General features: G+C 71.6%; 29 protein-coding genes and 1 pseudogene. 22 read left to right on the top strand and 8 right to left on the bottom strand.

Features of this window, described 5'->3' with window-relative positions; all coding sequences use genetic code 11:
* Window positions 1–7: 7 nt before the first annotated feature.
* From EU555_RS36250 to EU555_RS18170, 7 genes are read left to right on the top strand one after another with little or no spacing between them, the layout of a single operon-like run.
* Window positions 8–367: a hypothetical protein gene (locus tag EU555_RS36250; protein ID WP_167858593.1), complete on the top strand. Its 360-nt coding sequence runs from the start codon at window positions 8–10 to the stop codon at window positions 365–367.
* Entirely contained in the window at window positions 364–552 is a 189-nt protein-coding gene (locus EU555_RS36245; protein WP_167858592.1) for a hypothetical protein, read from the top strand. Before EU555_RS36250 ends, EU555_RS36245 begins: the two co-directional genes overlap by 4 nt.
* Window positions 552–1,352, top strand: a complete 801-nt coding sequence (locus EU555_RS36240; protein ID WP_167858591.1) for an ERF family protein — start codon at window positions 552–554, stop codon at window positions 1,350–1,352. The genes EU555_RS36245 and EU555_RS36240 overlap by 1 nt, the downstream gene beginning before the upstream one ends.
* On the top strand, window positions 1,352–1,990 hold the full coding sequence (locus tag EU555_RS18185; protein ID WP_135416515.1) for a lambda exonuclease family protein: 639 nt from the start codon (window positions 1,352–1,354) through the stop codon (window positions 1,988–1,990). Before EU555_RS36240 ends, EU555_RS18185 begins: the two co-directional genes overlap by 1 nt.
* Window positions 1,990–2,475 (top strand): zinc-finger-containing protein, encoded by a 486-nt coding sequence (locus tag EU555_RS18180; RefSeq protein WP_135416513.1) that lies wholly within the window; start codon window positions 1,990–1,992, stop codon window positions 2,473–2,475. Before EU555_RS18185 ends, EU555_RS18180 begins: the two co-directional genes overlap by 1 nt.
* On the top strand, window positions 2,475–2,990 hold the full coding sequence (locus EU555_RS18175; RefSeq protein WP_135416512.1) for a GcrA family cell cycle regulator: 516 nt from the start codon (window positions 2,475–2,477) through the stop codon (window positions 2,988–2,990). The genes EU555_RS18180 and EU555_RS18175 overlap by 1 nt, the downstream gene beginning before the upstream one ends.
* Window positions 2,987–3,334 carry a hypothetical protein gene (locus EU555_RS18170; RefSeq protein ID WP_135416510.1) on the top strand — a complete coding sequence of 116 codons (348 nt, stop codon included), beginning with the start codon at window positions 2,987–2,989 and terminating at the stop codon, window positions 3,332–3,334. Before EU555_RS18175 ends, EU555_RS18170 begins: the two co-directional genes overlap by 4 nt.
* Window positions 3,335–3,363: 29 nt before the next feature.
* Here EU555_RS18170 and EU555_RS37060 read toward each other — a convergent pair whose 3' ends face one another.
* The gene (locus EU555_RS37060; protein WP_245524358.1) at window positions 3,364–3,543 is read right to left on the bottom strand and encodes a hypothetical protein; all 180 of its coding nucleotides are present in this window, start codon (window positions 3,541–3,543) and stop codon (window positions 3,364–3,366) included.
* 150 nt (window positions 3,544–3,693) lie between these two features.
* Between EU555_RS37060 and EU555_RS18160 the strand changes: the two genes are divergently transcribed.
* The 10 genes and pseudogenes from EU555_RS18160 (at window position 3,694) to EU555_RS18115 (ending at window position 10,568) form a co-directional block, all read left to right on the top strand.
* On the top strand, window positions 3,694–3,951 hold the full coding sequence (locus EU555_RS18160; protein ID WP_135416506.1) for a hypothetical protein: 258 nt from the start codon (window positions 3,694–3,696) through the stop codon (window positions 3,949–3,951).
* Window positions 3,952–3,956: 5 nt separating this feature from the next.
* Window positions 3,957–4,190 (top strand): hypothetical protein, encoded by a 234-nt coding sequence (locus EU555_RS18155; protein WP_135416504.1) that lies wholly within the window; start codon window positions 3,957–3,959, stop codon window positions 4,188–4,190.
* Window positions 4,187–4,456 (top strand): hypothetical protein, encoded by a 270-nt coding sequence (locus EU555_RS18150; RefSeq protein ID WP_135416502.1) that lies wholly within the window; start codon window positions 4,187–4,189, stop codon window positions 4,454–4,456. Before EU555_RS18155 ends, EU555_RS18150 begins: the two co-directional genes overlap by 4 nt.
* Window positions 4,453–4,713: a hypothetical protein gene (locus tag EU555_RS18145; protein WP_135416500.1), complete on the top strand. Its 261-nt coding sequence runs from the start codon at window positions 4,453–4,455 to the stop codon at window positions 4,711–4,713. The genes EU555_RS18150 and EU555_RS18145 overlap by 4 nt, the downstream gene beginning before the upstream one ends.
* Window positions 4,706–5,299: a DUF1643 domain-containing protein gene (locus EU555_RS18140; RefSeq protein ID WP_135416498.1), complete on the top strand. Its 594-nt coding sequence runs from the start codon at window positions 4,706–4,708 to the stop codon at window positions 5,297–5,299. The genes EU555_RS18145 and EU555_RS18140 overlap by 8 nt, the downstream gene beginning before the upstream one ends.
* Window positions 5,259–5,438 (top strand): annotated as a pseudogene (locus tag EU555_RS37735) (helix-turn-helix domain-containing protein); the annotation flags it as partial. The gene EU555_RS18140 and the pseudogene EU555_RS37735, both read left to right, overlap by 41 nt.
* 32 nt (window positions 5,439–5,470) lie before the next feature.
* Window positions 5,471–6,643, top strand: a complete 1,173-nt coding sequence (locus EU555_RS18130) for a tyrosine-type recombinase/integrase (protein ID WP_135416494.1) — start codon at window positions 5,471–5,473, stop codon at window positions 6,641–6,643.
* 469 nt (window positions 6,644–7,112) lie between these two features.
* Complete coding sequence (locus EU555_RS18125) at window positions 7,113–8,006, top strand: nucleotidyltransferase domain-containing protein (RefSeq protein WP_135416492.1); 894 nt, start codon at window positions 7,113–7,115, stop codon at window positions 8,004–8,006.
* A gap of 435 nt (window positions 8,007–8,441) precedes the next feature.
* Complete coding sequence (locus tag EU555_RS18120; RefSeq protein ID WP_135416490.1) at window positions 8,442–10,115, top strand: CocE/NonD family hydrolase; 1,674 nt, start codon at window positions 8,442–8,444, stop codon at window positions 10,113–10,115.
* A gap of 189 nt (window positions 10,116–10,304) precedes the next feature.
* Window positions 10,305–10,568, top strand: a complete 264-nt coding sequence (locus EU555_RS18115) for a YARHG domain-containing protein (RefSeq protein ID WP_135416489.1) — start codon at window positions 10,305–10,307, stop codon at window positions 10,566–10,568.
* A 56-nt stretch (window positions 10,569–10,624) separates the two neighbouring features.
* Here EU555_RS18115 and EU555_RS18110 read toward each other — a convergent pair whose 3' ends face one another.
* From EU555_RS18110 to EU555_RS18095, 5 genes are all read right to left on the bottom strand, one after another.
* Window positions 10,625–10,954, bottom strand: coding sequence for a cell wall-binding protein (locus tag EU555_RS18110; protein ID WP_135416487.1), 330 nt, complete (start codon window positions 10,952–10,954; stop codon window positions 10,625–10,627).
* 60 nt (window positions 10,955–11,014) lie between these two features.
* The gene (locus EU555_RS36235; protein ID WP_167858588.1) at window positions 11,015–11,176 is read right to left on the bottom strand and encodes a hypothetical protein; all 162 of its coding nucleotides are present in this window, start codon (window positions 11,174–11,176) and stop codon (window positions 11,015–11,017) included.
* A gap of 580 nt (window positions 11,177–11,756) precedes the next feature.
* The gene (locus tag EU555_RS18105; RefSeq protein WP_135416485.1) at window positions 11,757–14,648 is read right to left on the bottom strand and encodes an NHLP bacteriocin export ABC transporter permease/ATPase subunit; all 2,892 of its coding nucleotides are present in this window, start codon (window positions 14,646–14,648) and stop codon (window positions 11,757–11,759) included.
* The gene (locus tag EU555_RS18100) at window positions 14,645–16,747 is read right to left on the bottom strand and encodes an NHLP family bacteriocin export ABC transporter peptidase/permease/ATPase subunit (RefSeq protein ID WP_135416588.1); all 2,103 of its coding nucleotides are present in this window, start codon (window positions 16,745–16,747) and stop codon (window positions 14,645–14,647) included. Before EU555_RS18100 ends, EU555_RS18105 begins: the two co-directional genes overlap by 4 nt.
* 103 nt (window positions 16,748–16,850) lie before the next feature.
* On the bottom strand, window positions 16,851–18,119 hold the full coding sequence (locus EU555_RS18095) for an NHLP bacteriocin system secretion protein (RefSeq protein ID WP_135416483.1): 1,269 nt from the start codon (window positions 18,117–18,119) through the stop codon (window positions 16,851–16,853).
* A gap of 154 nt (window positions 18,120–18,273) precedes the next feature.
* Here EU555_RS18095 and EU555_RS18090 point away from each other — a divergent pair, with 154 nt between their 5' ends.
* Entirely contained in the window at window positions 18,274–18,822 is a 549-nt protein-coding gene (locus tag EU555_RS18090; RefSeq protein ID WP_135416481.1) for a hypothetical protein, read from the top strand.
* Window positions 18,823–19,302: 480 nt separating this feature from the next.
* On the opposite strand, the gene EU555_RS18085 is transcribed toward EU555_RS18090, so the two are convergent.
* On the bottom strand, window positions 19,303–19,803 hold the full coding sequence (locus EU555_RS18085) for a CinA family protein (RefSeq protein ID WP_135416479.1): 501 nt from the start codon (window positions 19,801–19,803) through the stop codon (window positions 19,303–19,305).
* Entirely contained in the window at window positions 19,793–21,013 is a 1,221-nt protein-coding gene (locus EU555_RS18080; RefSeq protein WP_245524357.1) for a bifunctional 2-C-methyl-D-erythritol 4-phosphate cytidylyltransferase/2-C-methyl-D-erythritol 2,4-cyclodiphosphate synthase, read from the bottom strand. The genes EU555_RS18085 and EU555_RS18080 overlap by 11 nt, the downstream gene beginning before the upstream one ends.
* Before the next feature lie 741 nt (window positions 21,014–21,754).
* Between EU555_RS18080 and dusB the strand changes: the two genes are divergently transcribed.
* The 4 genes from dusB (at window position 21,755) to EU555_RS18060 (ending at window position 26,884) form a co-directional block, all read left to right on the top strand.
* Entirely contained in the window at window positions 21,755–22,882 is a 1,128-nt protein-coding gene (gene dusB / locus EU555_RS18075) for a tRNA dihydrouridine synthase DusB (protein WP_135416475.1), read from the top strand.
* Between the two features lie 86 nt (window positions 22,883–22,968).
* Window positions 22,969–24,072 carry a two-component system sensor histidine kinase NtrB gene (locus EU555_RS18070; protein WP_135416473.1) on the top strand — a complete coding sequence of 368 codons (1,104 nt, stop codon included), beginning with the start codon at window positions 22,969–22,971 and terminating at the stop codon, window positions 24,070–24,072.
* Window positions 24,073–24,122: 50 nt separating this feature from the next.
* A complete protein-coding gene (gene ntrC / locus EU555_RS18065) occupies window positions 24,123–25,577 on the top strand; it encodes a nitrogen regulation protein NR(I) (protein WP_135416471.1) in 1,455 nt (484 codons plus the stop codon).
* Window positions 25,578–26,446: 869 nt separating this feature from the next.
* Window positions 26,447–26,884 (top strand): Ros/MucR family transcriptional regulator, encoded by a 438-nt coding sequence (locus EU555_RS18060; RefSeq protein WP_135416469.1) that lies wholly within the window; start codon window positions 26,447–26,449, stop codon window positions 26,882–26,884.
* Window positions 26,885–26,912: the final 28 nt, after the last annotated feature.

Below are 26,912 nucleotides of genomic sequence, written 5' to 3'. Positions count from 1 at the left end.
GGGCGCCATGGCCGCACACGACACCACGCCCGAACCGATGGTCCGCTTCTCGACCCTGATCGAGACTCAGCAAGCCGTGCTCCGGGTCATCCGCGACATGGTCAACTTCGAGCGCGATGCGCAGGACCTGCGCCGGGCTCTCGAGACCGCAGCGGCCGACATCGCCCGCGGCGAGATCGCCTTTCGCGACGTCCTCGCTGCCCGGCCGGATCAGGTCCGGCAGATCGCCGATGAGGGCGCCCGGGCCCTGCGCGCCGCTCATCGGGCTGCCCTCGCGCGCATCGAGGAGATCGACCGCATCTCGGCTCGGCAGCGCGAGCAGTCACCCGCCGCGAACGTCGTCCCGTTCCCCGGGAGGCGCGCGTGAACGAGGCCAGCACTCCGGAGACCGGCGCCGAGCGCGTCACCCGCGAACTCGCCGAGGCCCTGGACCGGGTCACGGCCGGCGCCGCCGACGAGGCCGACGCCCACGCCCGTTTCACCGCCGACATCTCCGCCACCATCGCCCGCCTCAAGGCGCGCGAGTCCTCGACCACCGAAAGGACCGCCTGATGTCCGTCCCCGCCACCCATCACGCGCCGATGCCGGCCGAGCAGGACCGGCACGCATCGCCGGTCACCGCCGAGGCCGCTGCGATCCTGTCCCTCGTCGAGCGGGCCGCCCGCGATCCCTCCATCGACCTCGACCGCATGGAGCGGCTGATCGCGATGGGCAACGAGGCCCGGCGCCAGGCGGCCGAGCGCGAGTTCAACGCGGCCCTCAGCCGGGCGCAGGCCGCGATGCCCCAGGTCTTCCGGGCCGCCACGAACGCGCACAACAACTCGCGGTACGCCCGCCTCGAGGACATCCACGCCGCCATCACGCCGGTCATCACGGCGCACGGCTTCTCCCTCTCGTTCGACACCGAGCCGTGCGACGTCGCGGGCCACTACCGGATGGTCTGCACCGTTGCGCACGCCGGCGGGCATTCTCGCCAGCACCGGGCCGACCTGCCGTCCGATGCGGCCGGCGCCCAGGGCCGCGCCAACAAGACCGCGCTCCAGGGCTTCGGCTCCACCATGAGCTACGGTCGCCGCTACCTGACGCTGCTTATCTTCAACGTCGCGCTGACGAACGAGGACAACGACGGGCAGCCGATCAAGCCGCGTGCGCCCGCTGGCTGCGTCACCGAGGAGGAGGCGTCCTTCCTCGCCGAGCTGGCGCAGGAGGTCGGCGCCGACCTGCCGGCCTTCCTCCGCCACATGGGCGTGCCGAGCCTCGCCGACGTGCCGGCCGACCGCTACGACCAGGCCGTCGCCGCGCTCGAGGCGAAGCGCCGCCGCGCCGCCACCCCCGGCACGGGAGCGCGGTGATGGCGGAGATGATCCAGGGCACCGCCGCGTGGTTCGAGGCCCGCTGCGGCAAGGTCACGGCCTCGCGTGTCGCCGACGTGATCGGGCGGCTCAAGGGCGGCGGCTGGCGCGGCGAACGCGCCCGCTACCGCGACCAGCTCGTCGCCGAGCGGCTGACCGGCCAAGTCGCCCAGCACTACGTGACGGCCGAGATGTACTGGGGCACCGAGCAGGAGCCCCGCGCCAGAGCCGCCTACGAGTTCCTGTTCGACGCGAGCCCGGTGCAGGTCGGGTTCGTCGACCACCCGGCGATCGCGATGGCCGGCGCCAGCCCGGACGGGCTGGTGGGCGATGTCGGGCTCGTCGAGTTCAAGTGCCCGAAGACCACGACCCACCTCAGCTACTGGCTCGCCGGCACGCTGCCGGAGGAGCACCGACCCCAGATCCTCTGGCAGCAGGCCTGCCTCCCGGCGCGCGCCTGGACCGACTTCGTGTCCTACGACCCGCGGCTGCCGGCCGACCTGCAGCTGTTCCGGGTCCGCGTGCCGCGTGACGACGAGGCGGTCGCGGCGATCGAGCGCGACGTCACGGAGTTTCTGGCCGAGGTCGACGCGCAGGTCGCGCAGCTGCGGGCGCTCTGCCGCCGGGAGGCAGCGTGATGTCGGCCGCTCCCCTCTGCTGCGGGCAGCCGGCCCGCCTCACCACCGGCGCCGAGGTCTACCCGCACCGGCCGGACCTCGCCGACAAGCCGATCTGGCGCTGCGACGTGTGCCCCGACGCCTATGTCGGGTGCCACCCGGGCACCACCGACCCACTCGGCACCCCGGCGGGCCCCGATCTGCGCCGCGCCCGCCGCCTGCTCCACGAGCGGATGATCGACCCGCTTTGGCAGACGGCCGACCGGAGCGGCGCCTACGGCCCGCTCGACGAGGAAGGTCGGCGTGTCGTGCGTCAGGCTGCGCGGGGCCGCGTCTACGGCTTCCTCGCCGAGCGCATGGGGCTGACCCGCGACGAGACCCACACCGGCCTGTTCGACCTGGAGCAGTGCCGCGCCGCGTGGCGGGCGCTCTCCGGCGTGACCTACCCCGAGATCCGCCAGTGGGCGCAGAAGCGCCCCTCCAGCTCGAAGAGGAGGGCCGCGTGATGCCCGCCATCTCCGAGGCACGCAACCTCGCCCGACCCGGCTGGACCGAGGAGCACGAGGCTACCGTGCGCACCATGGCGGCCGAGGGCGCCTTCGCCAGCGAGATCGCCCGCCAGGTCACCGAGGACGGCTTCCCGGTCTCCAGGAACGCGGTGCTCGGCAAGGCCATGCGCCTCGGGGTCAGCCTCGGACGCCCGGTATCCGTTGAGCCCGAGCCGGAGCAGGTCGGGGCAGTGGCGCCGCCGGCCGCCCCGGAGCCGGATCCCGAGCCGGCCGCCGAATCGGTCCTCGCGCTCGCCTTCGTCCCTCCCGCGGGCCGGCCGCTCGTCGAACTCGGGCCGTTCACCTGCCGCTACGCCGTCGGCCAGGACGACACCGGCCGGCACCTGTTCTGCAGCGAGCGGGCCACGCGGAAGAGCTGGTGCGCGGACCACGCCGCCGTCGTCTTCGTCGCCCGTGACATCGCCGGCATGACGCTCGCCCAGGCGAGAGCGTCGGGGCGGGTCAGGTCATGACCGCCCGCGCCCCGAAGCCCCTCCCGCCCCCGACCATGCAGGAGCGCGCCGCCGCGGCGATCGCCGCCCAGGCTCTCCGCGCCGTCATCGCCGACCACACCAAGCTCGGGACCCGCAGCGTGATGCACGTCGACATGAGCCGCCCGCGCAGGGGTGTCTGGATCGAGTGGTGGTCCGGCGTCCCGGGCTTCCGCCGTGAGAACGGGCGGTACGAGCACGACCTCCTGCCGGGCTGGTCCTACACCCGGGCCGAGATCAAGGCGGAGATGATCCCCGACCTCGAGGCCCTGGCCGAGCGCGGCGAGCGGCCGACCGTGGCGACGAGCGGGGAAGGGTCTCGCTGATGGCTGACCGCAGACCTAATCGGGAGCCGCTAACCCTCAGCCTTACTGCGCTGCCCCTGCTTCGCTCCGCCATTTGGGTCGGTCGCATCCTCGCCGGCAGCTTCCGGGTTCTCGCGTCCCTGTGGGGTCAGACGGGGAGCGGAGATGTCGGCCTCAGTCGCCTGAGACTTGGGCTTACCCTTCCCAGCGTCGTAGGTGGACTCGGCCATCTTTCCATTGTCCGTGTTCATGGCGTCCCTCTTGCTGGAGGCACGCCAACGCTCTTGGCCTGTTCTAGTTCAGGTCGGGCTCAGGCCACCTTTCTCAACCCTCGCCAACATCGACAGCCTGCCGGAGCCGGTGGCGGGAGGGCGGGCGTGATGGCCGCGGCTCCCAACCTCTTCGCCGCCGGCGCCGAGCGGCTCGCCTATGGCCTGGCTCGAAACTTAACAGTTAGCCGAAATCGTCTCCTCGGCTGTCCCATTCGATCAATTCCGCTGAACATCACGGGATCCAAGCGTGGCCAAACGGCGAACGCGGCTCTCGCCGAGGCCCTGGTGGCTGCGAACTACCGCGAGGCCAATGTGCGCCCGCACCGCCGGCTCGCCCCCAACCTGCCCCTCTTCGCCGCGGAGTGAGTGCCATGCCTGAGACCGCACCCAAGCCCTTCATTTCCACCGACCTCGGCGAGTTCCGCAACATCTACCGCCGCGCCGACGGCACCGAGCGCCACGGCTGCACCTGGCGCGACCGCGCGACGGCCGAGGCCATGCGCGAGGTGCTGCCCGGCGAGACGTTCGTCGAGCTGCGCGACATGCGGTTCGCGTCGGACCTGAGCCCGACCGGGACCGCTCCGGCGGGGAGGCTTGAGCGATGAGCGGGATCGACTTCATGTTCGTTGAGCGGCGACGGGTCCACGTCTACCGCCTGCCGGATCGGCTCACCCACGGGTACTGCTTCGGCGGGGGCCATCCGATCGCATTTCAGAACGTCGATTGGTTCGATGTTCCTGCCGGCGAAGATCGGGGTCATCTCGTCAGCTTCATCAAAGAGAAGCCCTACTATCGCCCCGACGCGCGCTTCCTGGTGCTTGGCGACGTGCCGGAACTGACTTTCGTCGTCGAGCGAGAGGCCCGCGTATGACGCTCGCCCCAGACCACCCCCGCATGATCCCGCTGGCTGGAAACGACCCGGCCGCCGAGCGCGCCGCCCGCTGGGCTCGCACCAGCGTCACGGAATTGGAGAAGGAGCACGCGGACCTGAGCCGCACGTGGCCGACATGCCCGATCCTGCCGGAACTCGAAGCCGCGATCTCCGCGGCCCGCCAGCGTGCCCGCGTCTACGAGACTGAAAAGAGCCCGGAGGTGACAGCGGCGAAAGAGGGCGGGAGCGATGCTTGACCTGCACACCCCCGACCTGCTCGGCGACACCTTCGCCGCCACGATCAAGCGCTCCGCCACGCTCTCGCGCTGCGGGGCCTACCGCTTCACGCTCACCCGCACCTGGGGCGAGGGCGAGCACGTCTGCTTCATCGGTCTGAACCCCTCGACGGCCGACCACCGCAAGAACGACCCCACCGTCTGCCGCTGGATCCGCTTCGCGCGCGGCTGGGGCTACAGCGGCTTCACGGCGGTGAACCTCTACCCATTCCGCTCGTCCTCGCCGGCCGAGTGCCGGGCGTGGTCACGCTGGCAGCACAACGGGCCGGACTGGCACGCGCGCGACGTCATCCAGGAGAACCTGGGCGCGGTCGTCGAGGAGGCGAAGAGCGCCGCCGCCGTCGTCGCGTGTTGGGGCGCCGGCGCCTGGGATCCCGAATGGGTCGAGCACCTATGCGAGCAGGTCCAGACCGGGGAGGCGCCCTGGCCGGACCTGATGTGCTTCGGGATCACCGCGGACGGCAGCCCGATCCATCCGCTCGCCCGCGGCCGCGCCCGGGTGCCGGATGGGGTCGCGCTCAAGGTGTGGCGGAAGGGGGAGGGGTGACGTGGAACGGACACAGATCCCGGGCGCATGCGAGATCCTCGGCGTGTCCGCGCGGACCATCCAGCGGCTCGCCTCGTCCGGCCAGTTGCCGAGCGCCGTCAAAGTTGGTCGGGTGTGGACGTTCGACATCCAGGTGCTTCGGACCTGGCTCGTCGAACAGGAGGTGAAACCATGCCAGCGGATCGAAAGAAGCAAGCCCCGGAGGGCTGCTACTGGCGGGGCGAGGTCTTATGGGCCCGCTTCGTCGTCGGAGGGAAAGAGTACCGTTTCAGCCTCAAGACAGGCGATCCGGGCGTTGCGCGAAATCGCGCGGCAGCAGAGCACGCCAAGATAGTGGCGGCCCATAGCTACGGGGAGGACCGCAAGCTATGGGCCGACGCCGTAACTGCCTGGGGGCAGTACATGGTGGCGCAAGTCGGCAGCCGGACGTTCGATCGGTATACCAACTCACTCGACACCATAGACGATCACTTGGCCGGGCTCCACGTCGATGAGGTGTCCGACGACACGGTGGCGGAGATCATCCGTGCCCGGCGCGCGGCCGGCGTGTCTACGGCCACGATCCGACGCGACCTGACGGCGCTGTCCAGCGTGCTCGGCTTCGCGGTCGACGAGAAGTGGCGGAAGGGCAATCCGGCGCTCGACGCGATGCGCAGCCGCCGGATGAAGGAGCGCCGCGATCCGATTGTGCTGCCGGAGGATCGCGACATTGAGCGCGTGATCTCCCGCGCCCCTGGTCTGTTCAAGCACCTGATCCGGGCAGCGCTCCTGACCGGCTGTCGGCAGGACGAGTTGGTGACGCTGGAGCGGCGGCACGTCGACCTCGCCCGCCGGGCCATCAGGGTCCGAGGCAAGGGCAACAAAGCCCGGGAGGTGAGCTTGACGGACGAGGCTGTCGCCCTGTTTGCCGACATCCCAGCCAACCTCGCGACCCGGGCCGTGTTCTGGCATCCAGGCACGAAGGGGAAGCCCAGCGACCGCGCGAGGGATCAGCCCGAGCCGGGGCCGTTCCTCAACGCCGCGAGTCGTTTCGGGCTCTACTGCCGGGACGTGGTCGCGGCCGAGGCCGAGGAGATCGCCGCGGCGGTCAAGCGGGGACTGAGGATCGAGCCGACCTTCCGGCGCTTCCGGTTCCACGACCTGCGCCACCGCTTCGCGGTCGACTACCTGCGGTCCGGCCGGGGCGGGATCTACGACCTGCAGCAGGAGATGGGGCACACCAGCATCAAGGTGACCGAGGCCTACCTGGCGTTCCTGACCGCCGAGGAGAAGGGCAGGGCCAAGAATGCACCCGCACAAAACACGGCACAGGTGCATCGGTTTCCCGGCTCGACGGGAGCCTAAGATATTGCGACACCTATGGAAAAGATGAGTTAGGCTTTTGTGATCTACTGGTTTTGTAAACCGAAGGTCGGGGGTTCGATCCCCTCCGCCGGCACCATCTCAATCACTGGAGAATCGGCGGACGAGGGTGTGTCAGGGGCGCCTCCAGGCACTGGATGCCCTCTTCGTCGGCACGAAGTCCGGCACAGCCTGTTCCGCACTCGTTCCCGTCTCCCTTCGAGGAGAGCGGCAGGCTGGTTCCGGGCTCAAATCCGGGGCCGCACGCAATCCGGCACGGCACCATGCCTCGCACAACCCCAACCGTCTGACATCACATCGTTTGCTGGATAAGACGGTGAGCTCGCCACCGCGCCCGGCGAGAGCGCGAGCCGCCATGCCTCGTCGTCGGGCGGAATGTCCCGTGGACGAAGGGTGGGGCTGAGGCAGGGCCTAAGAGAACCGAAGCCAGGACAGAGGGGACCTTGCGCCGATGCTGCTTCAAGACCTCCAACGGGCCGAGTTGATCCAACCACCGAAAGGGCTGGTCGACAATTGCCAATACCTCACCATCATGGGATCGGTGTCCTATGGCGTCTCTTCGGACACGTCGGACATGGATCTTTACGGCTTCTGCGTGCCACCAAAGGACATCGCGTTCCCGCACACGACAGGCGCCATTGAAGGCTTCGGTGAGCCGCCGCAGAAGTTCAACGTGTGGCAGCAGCATCACGTCAAGCGAAAAGACTCCGCGCAGTTATATGATTTTCAGATCTATTCAATAGTATCGTATTTCCATCATTGCATGCAAAACAACCCGAACTTGATTGACTCGTTGTTTACGGCGCCAAATCTTGTGGTTCATGCAACGCCGATGGCGCAGCGCGTCCGGGAAGCCCGTCGGGAGTTCCTGCACAAGGGGGCGTGGCACAAGTTCAAGGGGTACGCCTTCGCTCAAATGCACAAGATTGAGGCCAAGACGAACTCCTCAAATCCGAAGCGCGCCGAGACTATTGCAAAGCATGGCGTTGATACGAAGTTTGCATATCACGTCGTGCGGCTCCTGGGAGAGGTGGAGCAGATCATGGTTGAGGGCGACCTTGATCTCATGCGCAACCGTGAGCAACTGAAGGCCATCCGCCGTGGCGACATGACCCTTGATGAGATCAAGGCGCACTTCGTCGCCAAGGAAAAGGAGTTCGAAGCGGTCTACCTCGCCTCGAAACTCCCGCACCGACCCGACGAGGCCCGCATCCGTTCGATCCTGCTGGAGTGCCTGGAAGCGCATTACGGCTCGCTGGACAACCTCGTCGCCCGGGACGCCTCTGCCGGAGCACTGGTGCGCGACATCGAGGTCGTTCTCGCCCGCTACCGTGACAGGGTTTGACTGCGCGAGTCGGCGGGCGTTGCGGACCGGATAGCCTGCGCTCAGAGAGAGCCTCGGCTACCGGTTTCCATAGGCGACAGCCAGATAAATTGATATTTCGAGACGAGATATAATAATTCTGATTATAAACCAATTCAATTACTTGAATATTACACTCAACCGGATGCTCCTGCTTTCTCAGAATTCTGGACGAGGCATGACGACATTGGCCTGGCCGATGAGTGGTCTGGATAGCTTGCAAGGAGTCATGCGGAGCCATTTTCGGAGAGTGGCTTGACCGGGCTGCAGTCTCTTGTGAGAGCATACGCGACAAGTCGGACGACATGGCCGAAATGCCCCGCTCGGCGGCTGCCGGCGGGGCTGAAGGTCGGGTCTCGGGTGCCGACGGAGGATGCCGATCCGCCAAGAGGTCGGCGTCGGGCGCGGGAGGTTGGCATGGTCAGGTGGGTGATCGGGGCCGTCGCCCTGTGCCTTGCGGCGTCCGTCCGGGCGGACGTCTTCCCGGTCGGGGCCGGCACCGAGGGCCGCCGATGGCTGCCGGAGGCGCCGACCGCCGAGAACCCGATCAGGCGCTACCCCATCACCCTCGAGGACGGGGTGATCGTGACCGCGCGGGACGGCGTGCGGCTCGAGGGCCGCCTGTTCCGACCCGCGCTCGCCTCGGGCGAGACGGCGACGCCCTGCGTGCTGATGACCGACGGCTACGGACGGGCGAGCAACACCGGCGCGTCCTTCGACGGTCCGCTCTTCGACATCGCCAGCCGCGGCTACGCGGTCCTTCACCTGTCGCTGCGCGGATCGGGGAAGTCCGAGGGCAAGGCGGACCTCTACGCCCATTTCGGCGAGGACGGGTACGACGCCGTCGAGTGGATGGCGGCGCAGCCCTGGTGCAACGGCCGCGTCGGCATGGTCGGCCCCTCGCTCCTCGGCATCAGCCAGTGGCTCGCCGCCAAGGAGGCGCCGCCGCACCTCAGGGCCATCGTCCCGGAGGTCGCCTGCGGCGACTGCTACGGGGCGCTGTGGTATCCGGGCGGCATGCGGCCCGGGCCGGGGCGGGAGGCGCGCAAGCTGTCGCCGGGGGCGGAGGCCGAGTACGCCACCGCCATCGCGCATCCCGATTTCGACGCCTGGTGGAAGGCCCGCACGACCCTGGCCGAGGCGGCCGCCGAGATCGGGAAGCGCGGGGTCGCGGTCTTCGTCGCGGGCGGCCAGGACGACTACATCTCGCCCGCCGCTCTGCGCCTCTACACCCAGCTCGGCGCGGGCGCGCGGAAGCGCCTGTTCTTCGGCCCCTACGCGCATGGCTGGCATATCGGGCTGATCCAGGAACTGCAGGTCCAGTGGCTCGACCGCTGGCTCAAGGACGCGGCGAACGGGGCCGACACGGGCGCGCGCGTCATGCTCTACGTCAAGGGGGCGAACCGCTGGCGCTTCGAGGCGGACTGGCCGCTGCCGGACGCCCACCCGACCCGGCTCTTCCTCTCGGGCCAGCGCAGCGGCTCCGCGCAGAGCCTGAACGACGGCTCGCTCACGACGCAGCAGGCCGCCGGCGAGCCGGTCACGGTGGCCTATTCCCCCGAGACGGGCCCGTTCCTGCCCGTGCTGCTCAGCGCCACCAAGGGCCGGTCGGTGCAGGACCAGCGCACCGTCGAGGCGAAGGTCGCGACATGGACGACGGCACCGCTCGCGGCGGCGACCGAGGTGACCGGCTATCCCCGCATCTCGCTCTGGGCGAGCGCGAGCGCGCCGGATGCCGACCTCGTCGTCAGCCTCAACGACGTGGCGCCCGACGGGACGTCGCGGCAGGTGATGCAGGGCTACCTCAACGCGCGCCACGCGCCCGACCTCCAGGCCGCCCCGACGCCGCTCACCCCCGGGGAATTGAGGCGCTACGACCTCGACCTCTATCCGGTCGCCTACGTGTTCGGGGCCGGGCACCGAATGCGGCTGGCGGTCGCCGGCGGGGCGGAGCCGCCGGCCGGGCTGCCCTTCCCGCAGGGACCCGGCAAGAACCCGGTTCCCAACACCTGGTCGATCGCGATGGATGCCGAGCACGCCGCGACGCTCGACCTGCCGGTCATCGGCACCGGCTGGCAGGACCTGCGGTAGACGCCCGTGACCGGGGGAGGGATATCGGGTGACCGGGCGCACGGAAGGCCGCTCGCGGCGATGGTCTGGCCTTCATCCCCGGAAGCGGCCTCCACGTCCGCGGGCGTGGCGCCGGGCGCGCCCCGGACCTGGTGTCGAAGATCCTCGTCCACGTCACTCCACGTTGCACACTCAGAACAGGTGCCGATCATGAACAGAACAGCGCTCGCGGCCTTGATCTTCCTGTCCGGCACGGCCTCCGGACTGGCGCAATCCTGCGACGAGTTCTGGTATCAGCGAAACATGATCTACAAGGAGGCGGGTTACTGCTTCAAGACCGCGAGGGCGATCCGGAACTTCGGCAATGCCGGCTGCCGGTACGACGATGCGGCCGACCTGCCCCTGTCCGCCCGGGACAGGGCGGAGGTCGCCAGCATCCGGTCGATGGAGCGGGCCATGAACTGCCCTCCGTAAGGAGCGCCCCGGGACCGGCGCGGCGGGCGGCAGGATCGCGCCGTCCAGATGCCGGCTCAGGGGAGGCCGTCGGCCTCGTCGGAGGTCAGGCCGACCGCGGGACCCGGGCGCGTCGCGCTCTCGATGATGGCCTCCCAGGACTTTCCCTGTCCCCTCAGGAGGTCGATCGAGGGGCCGTGCGGGTTTCCGTAGACCCGGACGGTCCGCTCGACGATCCGGGTCCGGACCGGCTCGGGCGTCAGGGCCTTGAAGTGGGCGGAGAGGCGTCGGCGCTCGGCGTGCACCGCGCGCGCGATCGCCTCGGCGGGCAGGCCGGCGCGCCGCATCCCGGCGGCGCGCTCCGCGAGGGCGCGCACGGCATTCTCGTAGCGGGCACGCAGGGTCATCGCCGGGGCCACCGTGTCACGCTGGCCGGAGGATCGCGCCGGCGGCGTCACCGTCGGGGCCTACCGCGGCGCCGGCACGCTGGTCACGGCCTGGATCACGGGAGCGGGTCGCAGCGCCCGCTCCAGGCGCGCCTGGGCGTCCCGGTCCGCGATGCCGGTGATCGCCAGGGTGATCAGGCCGATGCCGATGGCAGTCAGGATCGCGGCGCGCAGATTCTGCATGGAGGAGGCCCTGGATCGGTTGAAGCGCAGCGATGGCCGGGCAGGGTGGCCGCCATATGGCCCAGTTCGGGCCGAGTCATGGCCATCCCGTCATGGCCGTCGCGTCATGGCCATCCCGTCTCCGGACCGCGCCGCCGGGCATCGCGGCCGGCTCGCGCGCGAGCCGCACCGTCACGGCCGACCCTGCGCCGGGGCGCGCAAAACCGAACGGCCCCGCTCGCGCGAGGCCGTTCGGTGATGGAGCGTCGTCCGATCGCGTCGGAGCGCCGGCCCTGATCGGCGGCCGGCACCGGCCGTGCACGGCCGGCGGCAGGCGCCTCAGAGGCCGCGCCCGCCCCGGCGCGGCGGCAGCGGCTGCGGGTTCAGGCCGCCGGAGGCCCGGGACAAGGCCGCGTCCGCGAGGGCCGGCGCGTCGGACGCCGGCTTGCGGTCGGACGATGCCTTCCTTGACGATCTTGAGCATCGCCAGTCTCCGCGGCCGCCTGTGCCGTTGACGGGGCCATCGGTACGACGGCTCCCGCCGGACGGATGTGCCGGGCCGCGCGGGGCTGCCCGCGCGGACGCGGCCCGTCGGCCGGCCCTACAGGAGCTGGCGCTCGGCGAATTGCGCGAAGACGCCGGGCGCGGCGCTGAGCTCCGCGTAGCGGCCGGACTGGACGATGCGCCCGTTGACCAGGACCACGATCCGGTCCGCCTCCCGCACGGTGCTGAGCCGGTGCGCGATGACGATCCGGGTGACGTTGAGCGCCCCGAGGGACGCGCTCACCACCGCCTGCGAGGCGTTGTCGAGGGCGCTCGTGGCCTCGTCGAGCAGGAGGATCCGCGGGCGCCGCGCGATGGCGCGGGCGATGAGGAGGCGCTGGCGCTGGCCGCCCGAGAAGGTGTTCACGCCCTCCGCCACCATCGTGTGCAGGCCCATCGGCAGGGCCTGGATGTCGGCCTCGAGCCCGGCGAGGCGGGCGGCCTCGAGCGCCTGCTCCATCGGCAGGGGCACGCCGCCGCAGATGTTCTCGTAGAGGCTGCCGGTGGTGAGCCGCCCGTTCTGGAGCACCACGCCGAGCTGCCGGCGCACCGTGCCGACGTCGAGCGTGTCGAGGGCCTTGTCGTCGTAGAAGACGGCGCCGGCCTCGGGGCGCTCGAAGCCGAGGAGCAGGCGGAACAGCGAGGACTTGCCGCCGCCCGACGGGCCGACGATCGCCACGTACTCGCCCGGCGCCACGCTGAGCGACACGTCGTCGAGGACCGGCGGGCCCGCTGCGCCGTACCGGAACGTCACCCGCGACAGCTCGACCGCCCCGGTGAGGTCGCCGGCCGGCTTGCGGTCCTCCGCCACCTCGGGCTCGGCGGCGAGCAGCGGGCGCAGGCGCGCGACGTGCGGCACCGCCACCAGGAGCTCGCTGATCCCGCTCGCCCAGGCGCCGATCCGCGCCATGGCCTGGCCGAAGGCCGCGAAGAAGGCCAGGAACGCGCCGAGATCCCGGGTCAGGCTGCTCCCGCCCTGCATCGCGGCCGCGAAGATCGCGAGCGTCGCCAGGGTCGGGAAGGCGGCCTCGACGGTGGCGAGGCGGTTGGCGACGCGCTGGGCGGCGACGTGGTGCGCCTTCTGGGCGGCAAACAGCTCCGACCAGACGGCGAGGGCCCGCGTCGCCGCGTTGGCCACCCGCAGCTTGGGGATGCCGGCGAAGAGCTGCAGGATGAAGCCCGATTCCCGCCCCTGGACCTCGAAGTGGCGCCCCTCGTGCCGCAGCCGGAACCCGGCCGCGGCCGCGATGAGAAGGCCGCGCAGGAGCGCGAGGCCCAGGCCCACGAGGGCGAGCCGCGCGTCGTAGTAGAGCATCAGCCCGATGCTGATCGCGCAGGACAGGCCGGCGAGCAGGTTGCGCAGGGTCTGGCCCGTGAGCACGCGCCGCACGGCGTCGATGCCCATGACGCGGCCGACGAGGTCGCCGGCGGTGTAGTCGCGAAACAGCTCGGCGCGCAGCCTGAGCATCCGGTCGATGAGCGCGGCCTGGAGCGTCCAGTCGATGAGGCCTTCGAGGCGCAGCATCGCCAGGGTCTCGGCCGCCTGGATGGCGGCGCTCGCGATCGCCGCGACGGCGAGGGCGGCGGCGCAGACCGCGACCTGGTCGAGCTGGCTGCGCGGGACGGCCGAGTTGACCAGCACCTCGGTGATCAGCGGCACTACCAGGGCGAGGGCGGCCAGCATCAGCGCCGCGAGGGCGATACGGGCGATGTTGCCGCGGGCGGGGCCGGCCGCGAAGGCGAGGAGGTCGGTGAGCCGCAGCACCCGGGCCGGCAGCGTCGCGTAGAAGGTCACGGCCTCGGGGGCGATCCCGGCCGCGAGGCTCGGGTCGACGCGGCGCCGGTGCCCCCTCGCGGGATCGACCATCACGTAGCCGCGGCGGTCCGGCAGCAGCGCGACCGGATCGGCGGCCTCCCCGTGCCAGGCGAGGAGCGCGCCCTGATCGCCCCGCCACCACGCCCCACGCAGTAGCGTCCGGCGCACCCGCAGGCGCGAGGCCCGGGCCAGCTCGAGCACCGCCGCGAAGGGATCCTCGGGCTCCTCGGGGCGCCGCGCCCGGCCGGCCCGCCGCGCCAGCCGGGCCGGCAGCGTCGCGGCGACGAGGTCGCAGGCGGCCAAGAGGGCGTCGCCGTGGAAGTGGGCGTCGCCGCGGGCGTCGCCGCCGTCCCGGAGCGGGCGGCCCGCGGCCCGCCGGCGCACCACCAGCCCGGCGAGCCGCTCGAGGAGGTCGGAGGCGCGCGCGGCGTCGACCTGCCGGCGGCGCGCCAGGCGAGCCCGCTCCGCGGCGAGCCGCGCCGCCTCGGCCTGCGCGAGGCCCGCGAAGGCGCAGGCGTGGAAGCGGTCGAGCGCCTGGTGCAAGGCGGGGCCCGTCGGCGGATCGGCCTGCGCGAGCGTGCAGCCCTCGTCGCCGGCCTCGAGCCAGAGGCCGGCCGCGAGCGGGATGCAGGGGTCGCCGGCCTCCGCATCGGGCCCGCACCCCATCGGCCGCGCCGTGCCGGCCGTGACCGCGACCCAGCGCACCGACCGGGCCGGGCCGCGGCGGCGCTCGCCCGGCTCCAGGCGCTCCGGCGCCCCCGCGATCTCGCGCATCTCCCAGGCCGGATGCAGGCCGACGACCAGGGCGGAGACGCGCAGGATCCAGGCCTCGAGGCGGTCCTCCGGCAGGGCGTCGGGCTCCTCCGCCAGGGTGCCGGGGACGCCGAGGGCCACGATCCGGCTCGCGCCGTCGGGCCAGGCCGGCAGCGGCGGGAGGAGGTCCCCGGCCTCGGCGCGCAGGAGGTGCCGGCGCGCCTCGCCGGAGGCCGGGACCAGGAAGACGTCGGCGTGGCCGCGGGCGATGACGAGCGGCCGGTCCCGCCCGTCGAGCCGCTCGGGCCGGCGTCCGTCGAGGGCGATCCGGGCCGTGGGCGCGGCGGAGGGCGCGGCGGGTTCGACAACCCTCTCGTTCATCGCTGTGCGACCAGGTGGGCGTAGAGGCCGGCCTGCGCGATCAGGTCCTCGTGGCGGCCGCGCTCGGCGATCCGGCCCCGGTCGAGGACGATGATCTCGTCGCAATCGCGGATCGTGCTCAGGCGGTGGGCGATGATGATGCAGGTGCAGCCGCGCCGGCGCAGGTTGTCGTCGATCCTCCGCTCGGTCACCGGGTCGAGGGCGGCCGTCGCCTCGTCGAGGACGAGGACCGCCGGGTTGCCGACCAGCGCCCGGGCGATCTCCAGCCGCTGGCGCTGGCCGCCGCTGAAATTGGCGCCGCCCTCGATCGTGGGGCAGTCGTAGTTGCCCGGCCGGGTCACGATCTCGGCGTGGATCGCCGCGTCCTTCAGCGCCTCGGAGAGGTCGGCCTCGGAGACCGTCGGGTCCCACAGCGTCAGGTTGTCCCGCACCGTGCCCTCGAACAGCACGATGTCCTGGTCGACATAGGCGACCGAGTTCGCGAACACCTCGGGCGGGATCGCCTCGAGGGGCCGGCCGTCGAGGAGCACCTGCCCGGACCAGGGCCGGTTGAGCCCGCAGATCAGCCGCCCGAGGGTCGACTTGCCGCTGCCCGAGAGGCCGACCAGCGCCACGCGGGTGCCGGGCTCGACCGTGAGCGACAGGTCGGTCAGGAGCGGCGGCTGGAGCGGCGCGTAGCCGAACGACACGCCGACGAGCTCGACGCGCCCGCCGAGCCGCGGCGCGGAGGGCTCGGCCGGCGATGCCGGGGGGGCGTCGACCGGGTAGTTGTAGACGTCCTCGAGCCGCTCGAGGCCGCCCCGCACCACCTGGATGGCGCCCGCCTGCCCGACGAGGGCGCCGATCGGCTCGGAGAAGCTCGCGGTGAGGGACTGGAACGCCACGAGGCCGCCCAGCGTCAGGGCGCCCTCGATCACCCGCACGCTGCCGAATCCGAGGATCGCCGCGGTGGTCAGGCCGGTGAGGAGCGCGGGGGCGACGTCGAGGAGCGTGGACGCGGTGCCGAGCGCCTGCTCGGCGTTGAGGGCCCGCGCCTGGATCCCGGTCCAGTGGCCGAAGGCATCGTCCTCGAGGCCGTTGGCCTTCAGGGTCTCGATGCCGCGCACCGCCGCGACGGTGCTCGCCACGAGCTTGCCGCGCTCGACCGCGAGGCGGCGGCTCAGGTCCTCGCGCCGGCGCCCGATCAGGCGCAGGACCACGAGGTTGAGGAGGGAGAGGCCGACCGCGATGCCGGCGAGCGGCAGGTCGTAGGCCGCCATCGCGGCGGCGAAGAAGGCGACGGAGACGAGGCCGAGCACCTGGCCGGCGAGCCCGCCCGAGAGCAGGCGGGCGACGTCCTCGTTGACCCCGTTGCGGCTCGCGATGTCGCCGGCATGGCGCTGGGCGAAGAACGCCATCGGCAGCCGGGTCACGTGCCACAGGAACCGGCTCGTCATCACGACCGCGAGCTTGGTCTGCAGCCGCAGCGTCAGCGAGAGCTGCAGGGCCGTCACCCCGGCGCGCAGGAGGGCCGTGAGGCCCATGCCGATCAGGAGGGGCACGAGCCAGCCCGTCGCGCCCTGGATCAGCACCTCGTCGACGAAGACCTTGGTGAGGCCCGGGATGACGATGCCGGGGACCACCAGGGCGAGGCTCACCGCCGCGACGAGGCCGAGCGCCGCGGTGGAGCCCCGCAGCTCGCGCAGGAGGAGGCGCCAGCCCTGCGGCCGGCGGCCGACCCGGCGGAACTCCGCATTCGGCTCGAAGGTGAGGACGACGCCCGTGAAGGCGAGGTCGAGCTCCTCGGCGCTGACCCGGCGGCGCCCCTCGGCCGGGTCGTTGATGAAGGCGTGGGCACCGCGCACGCCTTCGAGCACGACGAAGTGGTTGAAGTTCCAGTGCAGGATGCAGGGCATCGGCAGCTCCCGCAGGGTCGCGGGCTCGCGGCGGAACCCCTTGGCGGTGAGCCCGTAGCCGCGCGCGGCCCTGACGATGTTGCTCGCCGTGCTGCCGTCGCGCGAGACGCCGCAGGCGACGCGCAGCTCCTCGAGCGGCACCCAGGCGCCGTGGAAGGCCAGCACGATGGCCAGGGCCGCCGCGCCGCACTCGACGGCCTCCATCTGCAGCACGCCCGGCGTCGCCCGCACCGGGGTGCGGCCGAGGAGGAGCGCGTCGCGCGGGGCGCGCGCGCCGGCCGGGTGGTCGGTGGCGCCCGGCACGGCGTCAGCCGGACAGGCCGGTGAGGCGCCGGAGCATCGGCAGCGCGAGGTCGAGCGGCCGCTGCTCGCGGGTCGTGATCTCGGCCCGGGTCAGGGTGCCGCTGCTCAGGCGCTGGTCGGGGCCCTGGCCGACCGCCCAGCGGTAGCCGCTCGCGGTCGCCGGATCCGGCTGCAGGCGGATCAGGGCGGCATAGGGCGCCCCCTCGCGGGAGAAGCGCGAGACCAGCGTGTCGTTGTGGAGCACCGCCAGCATGCCCTGCGGGGTGATCGGGAAGTCGGAGATCGACATCACGGTGCCGATGAGCGTGCCGTATTCCTCGCGCTTGACGGTGCTCGGCTCGAGCCTCGCCTCCATGCCGGGCCGGATCTGCTTGCCCTTGTCGGCCGGGATGTAGACGATCGCCTCGAGGGAATGGCCCTCCGTCTCGACCGCGACGACCGGGGTCCCGACGCCCAGGACGGAGCCGGGCGAGACCTTGATCTCGAGGATGCGGCCGGCGATCGGGCTCACCACCCGGGTGTTGCGCCCGAGCTCGGCCCCGACCTGCTCCATCTGCCGGCGCGCCTCGTTGAGGCGGAACTGCGACTCCATCAGCTCGCGCTCGCGCTGCGTCTCGAGGTCGGTCTTCTGCGCCCGGAGCTTCAGGAGCTCGTTCTGGGCGTCCTCGCGGCGCTGGCGCGCGTCGATCAGCTCGCGACGGCGGTCCTCCACCGCGCGGCGGGTGGTGATGCCCTTGGCGAGCAGGCCCTCGAGGTTGCGCACCTCGGTCGACAGATAGTCGATCCGCTGGTCGGTGGCCTGCACGATCTGGTCGAAGGCCCGCTCGACCTTGACGAAGTTGGCCGCCTTGGTCTTCAGCTCGCCGGCGATTTTCGCCTTCAGGTCGGCGTGGTCGCGCTCGCGCTCGCGATACACCTCGGTTGCGCCGCGGTAGCGCTGCTCGATCTCGTTCTGGACGATCTCGGCGATGGGCTGGCCCTGCGCCACGCGGTCGCCGACCGCGACCGCGATCGCGCCGAGGCGGCCGCCGGCGCCCGAGACGGCATCGACCACCTGGCCGCCGACGCCGACCAGGATTCCCTCGCCGGCGGCGCGGGTCGGGATCCGCCCGACCAGGCTCCAGGTCACCGCGGTCGCGAGCACCAGGGCGATGACGGCGGCCAGCACCCAGTCGGCCGGCCGGGTGACGCGGACGAGATGGTCGAGCTGCTCGGGCGAGGCCATGCGCTCGAGGGCGCGGGCCCGGAAGATCGGCTGAGGGGATGAACTCATGCGATCTCCACCCGGACACGGTCGCAAGGCTCTTACGAATGGGACGACCCGACTGGCAAGCCGCGCGGCAAGTGTATTAGAAACACTCGCGAAGGCCAGCACGGTGCGCGGCCGCCGGATGCGGTCCGTGCCCGGTCCTCGACAAGTCACCGCGATGCCGATCGCACGCCGTCTCCCCCCGGTCGCCGCCCGCCTCGCAGGGCCGCCTCCGTCGTCGGTCTGGCGGCGCCTGGTCGCCGCCGCGGCGGCCGCCGCGCTGATGCTTCCCGGACCGCCGGCCTCGGCCCGCATCCTGAGCCAGGCCGACCGGGCCACCATCGCCCAGATGAAGCCCCGCTACGCGGAGGTGGTGGGCGACGTCGCGCGGACCGCCGAGCGCGCCGATCTCCCGGCCGCTGACGGCGAGTGCGTCCGCGATACCCTGCGCGCGCTCACGCAGATCTCGGACGAGCTCGGCGGCTACGAGTCGCTCATCACCATCGAGGGGCAGCTCGTCGAGACGGGCGACGACGCCGCGGTCAAGGACGCGATCCGCTTCGCGGTCGCGAACGCGCTCAAGATCCTCGACATCGAGCAGCGCCGGCTGGACGACCTCTCGACCCGCTGCGCCCGCCTGCCGCTGGCGGCCGAGAAGGTCCGGGCGGCGCTCCGCTTCATCGAGAGCACCGCCGCGATCCTGCGGGCCGTCCAGCCGCAGCTGTGAGGCGGGTTTCGCTTGGACGGGTCATGTCGGTCTCGAGCAGATCTCCGCTCTCCCGCACGGATCAGGGTCTGCAGACTAGCGGACTCACACAATCTATGCTTAGCGCGATTAAATAAATATTGAGCGCGTCTCTCCTCTCCAGGCGATCCCGCGTTCTATCTTTATCGAATTAGATCGAGCGGAACGCGTATCAGAGCGTGTTTGACGCGCCCGACAGGAACGACACCCACTGCGTCGTTCCGGGGCCGCGCAGCGGAGCCCGGAATAACCCGGTCGGCATGATATCGTCGGGCACCAATCGAACAGGCCGCCAACCTGAACGACAGCCCGCCCCGACGGCGATCGCCCGGCGTGTGACCACGCACATCACCGCGATGTCCATGCGTCTATACAGAGCATGCCCATCGCGGGCGTTCCTCCTCGACTTCGGCCGCTCGCAAGAGCGGCCTTTTTGTTGTCCGGGAGGGCAGGGACGGCGCCTCACACCTTCTCGAGCGCCATCTCCAGGAAGCCGAGCGCGTCCTCGACGGCGCAGCGCCGGACCTCGGAGCGGCCGAGGTCGCCGTAGCGGCGCTCGATGTGCCGGGTCGCCCGGCCGGCGGCGACGAGGCCGAAATGCACGAGGCCCACGGGCTTCGCCGGCGTGGCGCCGCCCGGCCCGGCGATGCCGGTGATGGCGAGCGCCACGTCGGCGCGGGAATGCGCGAGCGCCCCCTCGGCCATGGCACGGGCTACCGGCTCGCTCACCGCGCCGTGGGCCGAGATCAGGTTGAAGTCGACGCCGAGGATCTCGGCCTTGGCCTCGTTGGAATAGGTGACGAAGCCGCGCTCCACCACCGCCGAGGAGCCCGCCACCTCGGTGAGCAGGGCCGCAACCAGGCCGCCGGTGCAGGATTCGGCGGTGACGAGGCGGCGCTTGCGCTCGCGATAGGCGGCGATCAGCACGCTTGCGCGGGTGATGAGGGCGGTGTCACCGATCATGGGGCGCCTCCGCGGGCAGCCGGACGGTCGCGGCGGCCTGGGCCGCCAGGCCCTCGGCCCGGCCGACGAAGCCGAGTTTCTCCGTCGTGGTCGCCTTGATCGATACCGCCGAGAGCGGCACGCCGGCGATCGCGGCGATCCGGGCCCGGATCGCCTCCCGGTGGGCGCCGATGCGGGGCGCCTCGGCCAGGACCGTGATGTCGAGATGGTCGATGACGCCGCCGCGCTCGGCGACCCGCCGCACCGCGTCGGCGAGGAACCGGTCGGAGGAGGCGCCGCGCCAGCGCGGGTCGCTCGGCGGGAAGTGCACGCCGATGTCGCCGTCGGCGAGCGCGCCCAGGATCGCGTCGGTGAGCGCGTGCAGCACCACGTCGCCGTCCGAATGGGCGAGCACGCCGCGATCGGCCGGGATGCGCACGCCGCCGAGCCAGACGTGGTCGCCCTCCGTGAAGGCGTGCACGTCGAAGCCGGTGCCGAGACGGGTCAGAAGGGTCATGGTGTCGTCCTGGGCGCCGGAATCGGGCGAGAAGGCGCGGTCCGCCTCGACGAGGTCGGCGGCCTGGGTGATCTTGCGGTTGCGAGGATCGCCGGGGAAGACCGCCACGGGCAGGCCGGCCCATTCGGCGAGCGCCCCGTCGTCGGTGAAGCCGTCGAGCCCTTCCGCGGCGGCCCGCCCGTGCGCCTCGCGCAGGAGCGCGAAGCGGAAGGCCTGCGGGGTCTGCACCGCGCGCAGATCCTCGCGCTTGGGGGTCTCGCGCACCCGCCCGTCCGGCTCCACCACCTTGATCGTGTCGCTCACCGGAACGCCGGGCACGGCGGCGCCGTGGCTCTGCGCCGCCGCGATCGCCCGGTCGATCAGGCCGGCATCGACGAAGGGGCGGGCGGCGTCGTGGACCAGCACCAGGTCGGGCTCGCGTCCGCCCCCCAGCGCCTCGAGGCCGGCCCGCACCGACGCCTGGCGGGTAGCCCCACCCTCCGTCGGCCGGGCGAGCTTGACCCGCGCCTCGGGCGCGAGGTCACCGAGGCACTCGTCGTAGAAGGCGGCGGCGTCCGCCGCGATCACCACCTGGATCCGGGTGATGCCCGGATGGGCCGCGAGCGCCGCCAGGGTCCGGGTCAGGACCGCCTGGCCGCCGACGCGGCGATACTGCTTGGGCGTGTCGCCGCCGACGCGGATGCCGCGCCCCGCGGCGACGACCACCGCGGCGATCTGGGGAAAGGTCAAAGAGGTCGCTCCCGGGGTTGCCCGCTCCTTAGCGGCGGCGGACCGGGGAGGCAAATGCACCGGGAGAGGGGCGGTGCCGCGTGGGAAGGACGGAGCCATGGTCGTGGGGGAAGGTCGGTGCCTGCTCCAGCGGCAGCCGGGATCCGGGGTTGCGCGCGGCGCATGACGCGGCCTCATCTGATCTTCGCAAAACCAGGATGTCGCGGGATCCCTTCTTCCGTCCGGGAGAGAGGCAGGGGTGAGGGCGATACGGTTCTAATCCAAGCTTTAAACGGACCGTTGCCAGCACGACGGTTTGCACTTGAATCAGAACCGTATCACCCTCAACCCCCAGCCTCTCTCCCACACGGGAAAGGGGAGGTGATATATCTACTCAATTCAGTGCGACCCGAATCGATTGTTTTGCTGATTATCGATTCGAACCAAGCCCTGATCACTCGGGCGCTCTGAGAGAGCGCCCACCCGGGCAATCTCGGCCCACGACCATCCCGCAGGGCAGCAAGACACGATCCCCGCCGCTTCCATTCCGTCGCAACGCCCCGCTATCCTGCCTGGACAGGCCGTAACCGGCGCGGGACGTCACCGCGCGCGAGAGACCGCCGGCGCCGCCCGGGCGCCCATCGGCCCGGGGCAGGGCCCGACGCACCGGTCATTCGTGGGCAATTCGGGGATCAAAGGCCGAACGGCGCTTGCGTATGACGGCGTTTTGGCTATTTGCTGTGCACAATGACGACTGACCATTATTTGAGCGCCGAGGCGCCGGGGGCCGAGCCGGCAGCGCTGCCAACAGCACGGGCACCGGGCACGCCCCTGCACGTGCAGGGTGCGCTGCTCGCGCCGCTCTCGGGCGTGCACGGGGCACTGCTCGCGCCCCTTTCGGGCGTCACCGACCTGCACATGCGCCGCATCGCCCGCCGGCTCGGCGCCACCGCGACCGTGTCGGAGATGGTGGCGGCGGAGGATTTCGCCCGCGGCACCGAGGAGGCTCGCTTGAGGGCCGAGGGCGAGGGGGTGCTGCCCCACGTGGTGCAGCTCGCCGGCTGCGACCCGCGCTGGATGGCGGAGGGCGCGCGCCTCGCCGAAGCGAACGGCGCCGACGTGATCGACGTCAACATGGGCTGCCCGGCCAAGGCCGTCACCGGCGGCCAGGCCGGCTCGGCGCTGATGCGCGACCTCGACCACGCCGAGCGCCTGCTCGCCGCGGTGCGCGCGGCCGTGTCGGTGCCGGTCACCGTCAAGATGCGGCTCGGCTGGGACGACGCCACCCGCAACGCCCCGGACCTCGCCCGGCGCGCCGAGCGGCTCGGCTACGCCGCCGTCACGGTGCACGGCCGCACGCGGCAGCAATTCTACACCGGCCGCGCCGACTGGGCGGCGATCCGCGCCGTCTCGGAGGCCGTGGCGATCCCGGTCGTCGCCAACGGCGACGTCGCCGGCCTCGACGACGCCCGGGCCTGCCTGCGGGAGTCCGGCGCCGACGCGGTGATGATCGGGCGCGCCGCGGTCGGGCGGCCCTGGCTCGTCGGGGCGGTCGCGGCGGGGCTCGCCGGCGCGGCGATCGCGGAGCCGGATGCGGCCGCGCGGGCCGAGCTCGCCGCCGAGCATTACGAGGGCCTGATCGCCCTCTACGGCGCCCGGATGGGCGTGCGCCACGCCCGCAAGCACCTGGCGGCCTATGCCGACCATGCCGGCGGGCTCGACCCGTCCGAGCGGGCCCGGCTCGTCACCACCACCGACCCGGCCGAGGCCGCGCGGCTCCTGCGGCGCGCCTTCGAGGCACCGGTCGCCCGGTCTGCGCAGCAGGCCGCACGGCCTGAGTCTCAGGCCGCACGGCCCGCAACGCGGGCCGCATGAGGATGAGCGATGCGCCCGCACCCCCTGCCTCCCGCGCCCGTCCCGGGAGAGCGCCGGCCAGAAGCCCGAGCAAGAGCCCGAGCCCGATGAGCGCGCCGACGAGCGAGATGATCATCAACGCCCTGCCGCTGCCCGTCCTGACCATCGGCCCGGACGAGCGCATCCTCCAGGTCAACATGGCGGCGGAGCACTTCTTCGACTACTCGCGCCGGATGATGCAGCGCCAGCGCCTGCGCGACATCATCCCGTTCTCCTCGCCGATCATCGCCCTCGTCAACGAGGTGCGGCGGCGCCGGGCCAGCGTCAGCGAGTACCGGGTCGAGCTGGCCTCGCCCCGCACCGGCATCGAGCGCAGCGTCGACGTGTTCGCGACCCATCTCGACGACGACCTCGTGGTGCTGATGCTCCAGGAGCGCACCATCGCCGACAAGATGAACCGCCAGCTCACCCATCGCGGGGCCGCGCGCTCGATGGTGGCGCTCGGCGCCATGCTCGCCCACGAGATCAAGAACCCGCTCGCCGGCATCCGGGGCGCCGCCCAGCTCCTCGAGCAGTCCGGCACCGAGGACGACCGGCTGCTGACCCGGCTGATCTGCGACGAATCCGACCGCATCGTGCGCATCGTCGAGCGGATGGAGCTGTTCGGCGACGAGCGCCCGGTCGAGCGCGGGCCCGTCAACGTCCACGGCGTCCTCGATCAGGTGAAGCGCTCGGCCCAGTCGGGCTTCGCCCGCCACATCCGCTTCGTCGAGAACTACGACCCGTCCCTGCCGCCGGTGCTCGGCAACCGCGACCAGCTGATCCAGGTCATCCTGAATCTCGTCAAGAACGCCGCCGAGGCGATCGGCGCCGACGCGGTCGACGGCGAGATCACCCTCTCGACCGCCTTCCGCACGGGGCTTCGCCTCCAGGTGCCGGGCTCGCGCGAGCGGGTCAGCCTGCCGATCGAGGTCGCGGTGCGCGACAACGGCCCGGGCGTCTCGGCCGAGCTGCTGCCGGACCTGTTCGACCCCTTCGTCACCACCAAGGCGCAAGGGTCGGGCCTCGGCCTCGCCCTCGTCGCCAAGATCGTCGGCGACCACGGCGGCATCGTCGAATGCGACCCCGCCCCCCGCCGCACCACCTTCCGGGTCCTCCTGCCGATGTCGCATGCCCGCGACGGCCGCGAATCCTCCGCCGACGCCGAGTAGCCCCCGCCAAGTGAGCCTCGCACCAATCCAGCCTCGTACCGAGTGAGCACATGCCGAACGGACACATCATCGTGGCGGACGACGACGCCGCCATCCGCACCGTGCTCAACCAGGCGCTGTCGCGCGCCGGCTACGAGGTGCGCTCGACCGGCAACGCCGCCACCCTGTGGCGCTGGGTGGCGCAAGGGGAGGGCGACCTCGTCATCACCGACGTGGTGATGCCGGACGAGAACGCCTTCGACCTCCTGCCGCGGATCAAGCGGGTGCGGCCAGACCTGCCGATCATCGTGATGAGCGCGCAGAACACCTTCATGACGGCGATCCGCGCCTCCGAGCGCGGCGCCTACGAGTACCTGCCGAAACCCTTCGACCTGAAGGAGCTGACCGCGATCGTCGGACGCGCCCTGTCGCGCCCGCGCGGCCACGCGGCCCCGGGCGCGGCGCCCGAGAACGAGGACATCCCCCTCGTCGGCCGCTCGCCGGCGATGCAGGAGATCTACCGCTCGCTCGCGCGCCTGATGCCGACCGACCTCACGGTGATGATCACCGGCGAATCCGGCACCGGCAAGGAGCTGGTGGCGCGCGCGCTGCACGATTACGGACGGCGCCGGGCGGGTCCCTTCGTGCCGGTCAACATGGCGGCGATCCCCCGCGACCTGATCGAGTCCGAGCTGTTCGGCCACGAGAAGGGGGCCTTCACCGGCGCCACCGCGCGCTCGGCCGGCCGGTTCGAGCAGGCCGAGGGAGGCACGCTGTTCCTCGACGAGATCGGCGACATGCCGATGGAGGCCCAGACCCGGCTCCTGCGCGTGCTGCAGCAGGGCGAGTACACCACCGTCGGCGGCCGCGTGCCGATCAAGACCAACGTCCGGATCATCGCGGCGACGAACAAGGACCTTCGGGTCTCGATCCAGCAGGGCATCTTCCGCGAGGACCTGTTCTTCCGCCTCAACGTCGTGCCCTTGCGCCTGCCGGCCCTGCGCGAGCGGGCCGAGGACGTGCCGGACCTGGTGCGCCACTTCTTCGTGCTGGTCGAGCGCGAGGGCCTGACGCGCAAGCAGCTCGACGGCGACGCGATGGAGAAGCTCAAGCGCTACCGCTGGCCCGGCAACGTGCGCGAGCTCGAGAACCTGGTCCGGCGCCTCGCGGCGCTCTACCCCCAGGAGACGATCACCGGCCCGGTGATCGAGGCCGAGCTCGACACCCTGCCTCTGGCCGCGCCGGCGCAGGGCGGCGCCCGCAAGGGCGGGGGGGAGGCCGAGGGGCTGTCGGCGGCGGTGGAGCGGCACCTGTCGGAGTACTTTTCCGGCTACCGGGACACCCTGCCGCCGCCCGGCCTCTACCACCGGGTGTTGCGCGAGATCGAGGGCCCGCTGATCGGCGCGGCGCTCGCGGCGACCCGCGGCAACCAGATCCGGGCCGCGGAGCTCCTGGGGGTGAACCGCAACACCCTGCGCAAGAAGGTGCGCGACCTCGACCTCCAGGTCTTCCGTACCCCCCGCTGAGCATCGCGCCCCGGGCCGGGCGGTGCCGGCTGGAGCGTGGACAACCGATCCCGGCACGTGCGGCATTTCCGCACATCCGTGCGTGCCGCCCTCCTGCCGGCGGCGTTCTGCGGGATACTCACAGGACAATTCGGCAAGGACGACGCGGCAGCGGGCCGGACTGGTCCGTTTTTGGCCTGCCGGACGGCGCGGCCGCGCGACCCGGCGCGCCCCCTTCCTGCGCCGCACCGGTGCCCGAACGCGGTCCCGGGCGACAGCATCCCCGATGTTGCAGGGAATTCGCAGCCAACCAGGATGTTCTTCCGGCGTCCAATCCATTTGAATCATAGTCATACCGAGCGTATTTTTGCGTTAAATATTTCGCATTACGCTGATAAACTGCTGAACGTCTCTGCACGGCGTGCCGCGCCGATCCGATCGCTGCGCCGCAAGAAGCTTACTGACGGTCAAGGCCGGTCGCGCCGGGTGGCACGCGGATGCCTGGATTGGTTGTCTGCGGGCCGGACAGCAAGGGGGGAACGTATTGGATCGCAGTTTTTAGTCATTATTAAGTGATGATCGACGGGGCACCCCGCGCCCCGGCGGGCGGCCCGAAATCCGGGCCGACGGCGCGCCCCGCAGCGCCGGCTTCCGGCGCAAGGTCTTGTCGTGAAAAGATCTTTTCGGCAGCATGGCGGTGCCGCGGTCCGGCCCGGCGCCGGCGGCCGGCCGCCACGGCGCGCCGAACCGCCCAGAAACAATGACGTTACGGAACCAGGGCCGCCTAAAGCAGATCCGTCTCTTATGTTAATCCGGACACCTTGCGGTTGACGGGAACTGGCGTAACATCCATCACCTCGGACGGGGGCCCGCACTTATCGAGGACCGCAATGAGTTCAGCTGACCACGTCGAAACGCCTCAGATGATTGGCTTGGTGTCCGACATTGTGTCGGCCTACGTGTCGAACAACAGCGTGCCGGTCGGCGAGCTGTCGAGCCTGATCCGCAGCGTCCACGAGGCGGTGGCCCGCCTCGGCACGGCCGCTCCGGCGGAGCCGGAGCGGCTGACCCCGCCCGTGCCGATCAAGAAGACCGTCACGCCCGATTACCTGATCAGCCTGGAGGACGGGCGCCGGTACCGGACGCTCAAGCGCCACCTCGCCGGGCGCGGGCTCACCCCGGAGGCCTACCGCCAGAAATGGGGCCTGCCGCCGGACTACCCGATGGTGGCGGCCAACTACGCCGCCCAGCGCTCCGAGCTCGCCAAGAGCATCGGGCTCGGCCAGAAGCCCGTGATCCGCCGTCCGCGCTCGACGCAGGCGGCCTGAGGGCGCGCCGCGCGCGGGGCTCCCGGCC

Source organism: Methylobacterium nonmethylotrophicum (assembly GCF_004745635.1).
In the GTDB taxonomy this organism is placed as follows: Bacteria; Pseudomonadota; Alphaproteobacteria; order Rhizobiales; family Beijerinckiaceae; genus Methylobacterium; species Methylobacterium nonmethylotrophicum.
The sequence above is the reverse complement of the archived record's forward strand: the minus strand, read 5'-3'. Positions and strand labels throughout refer to the sequence as shown.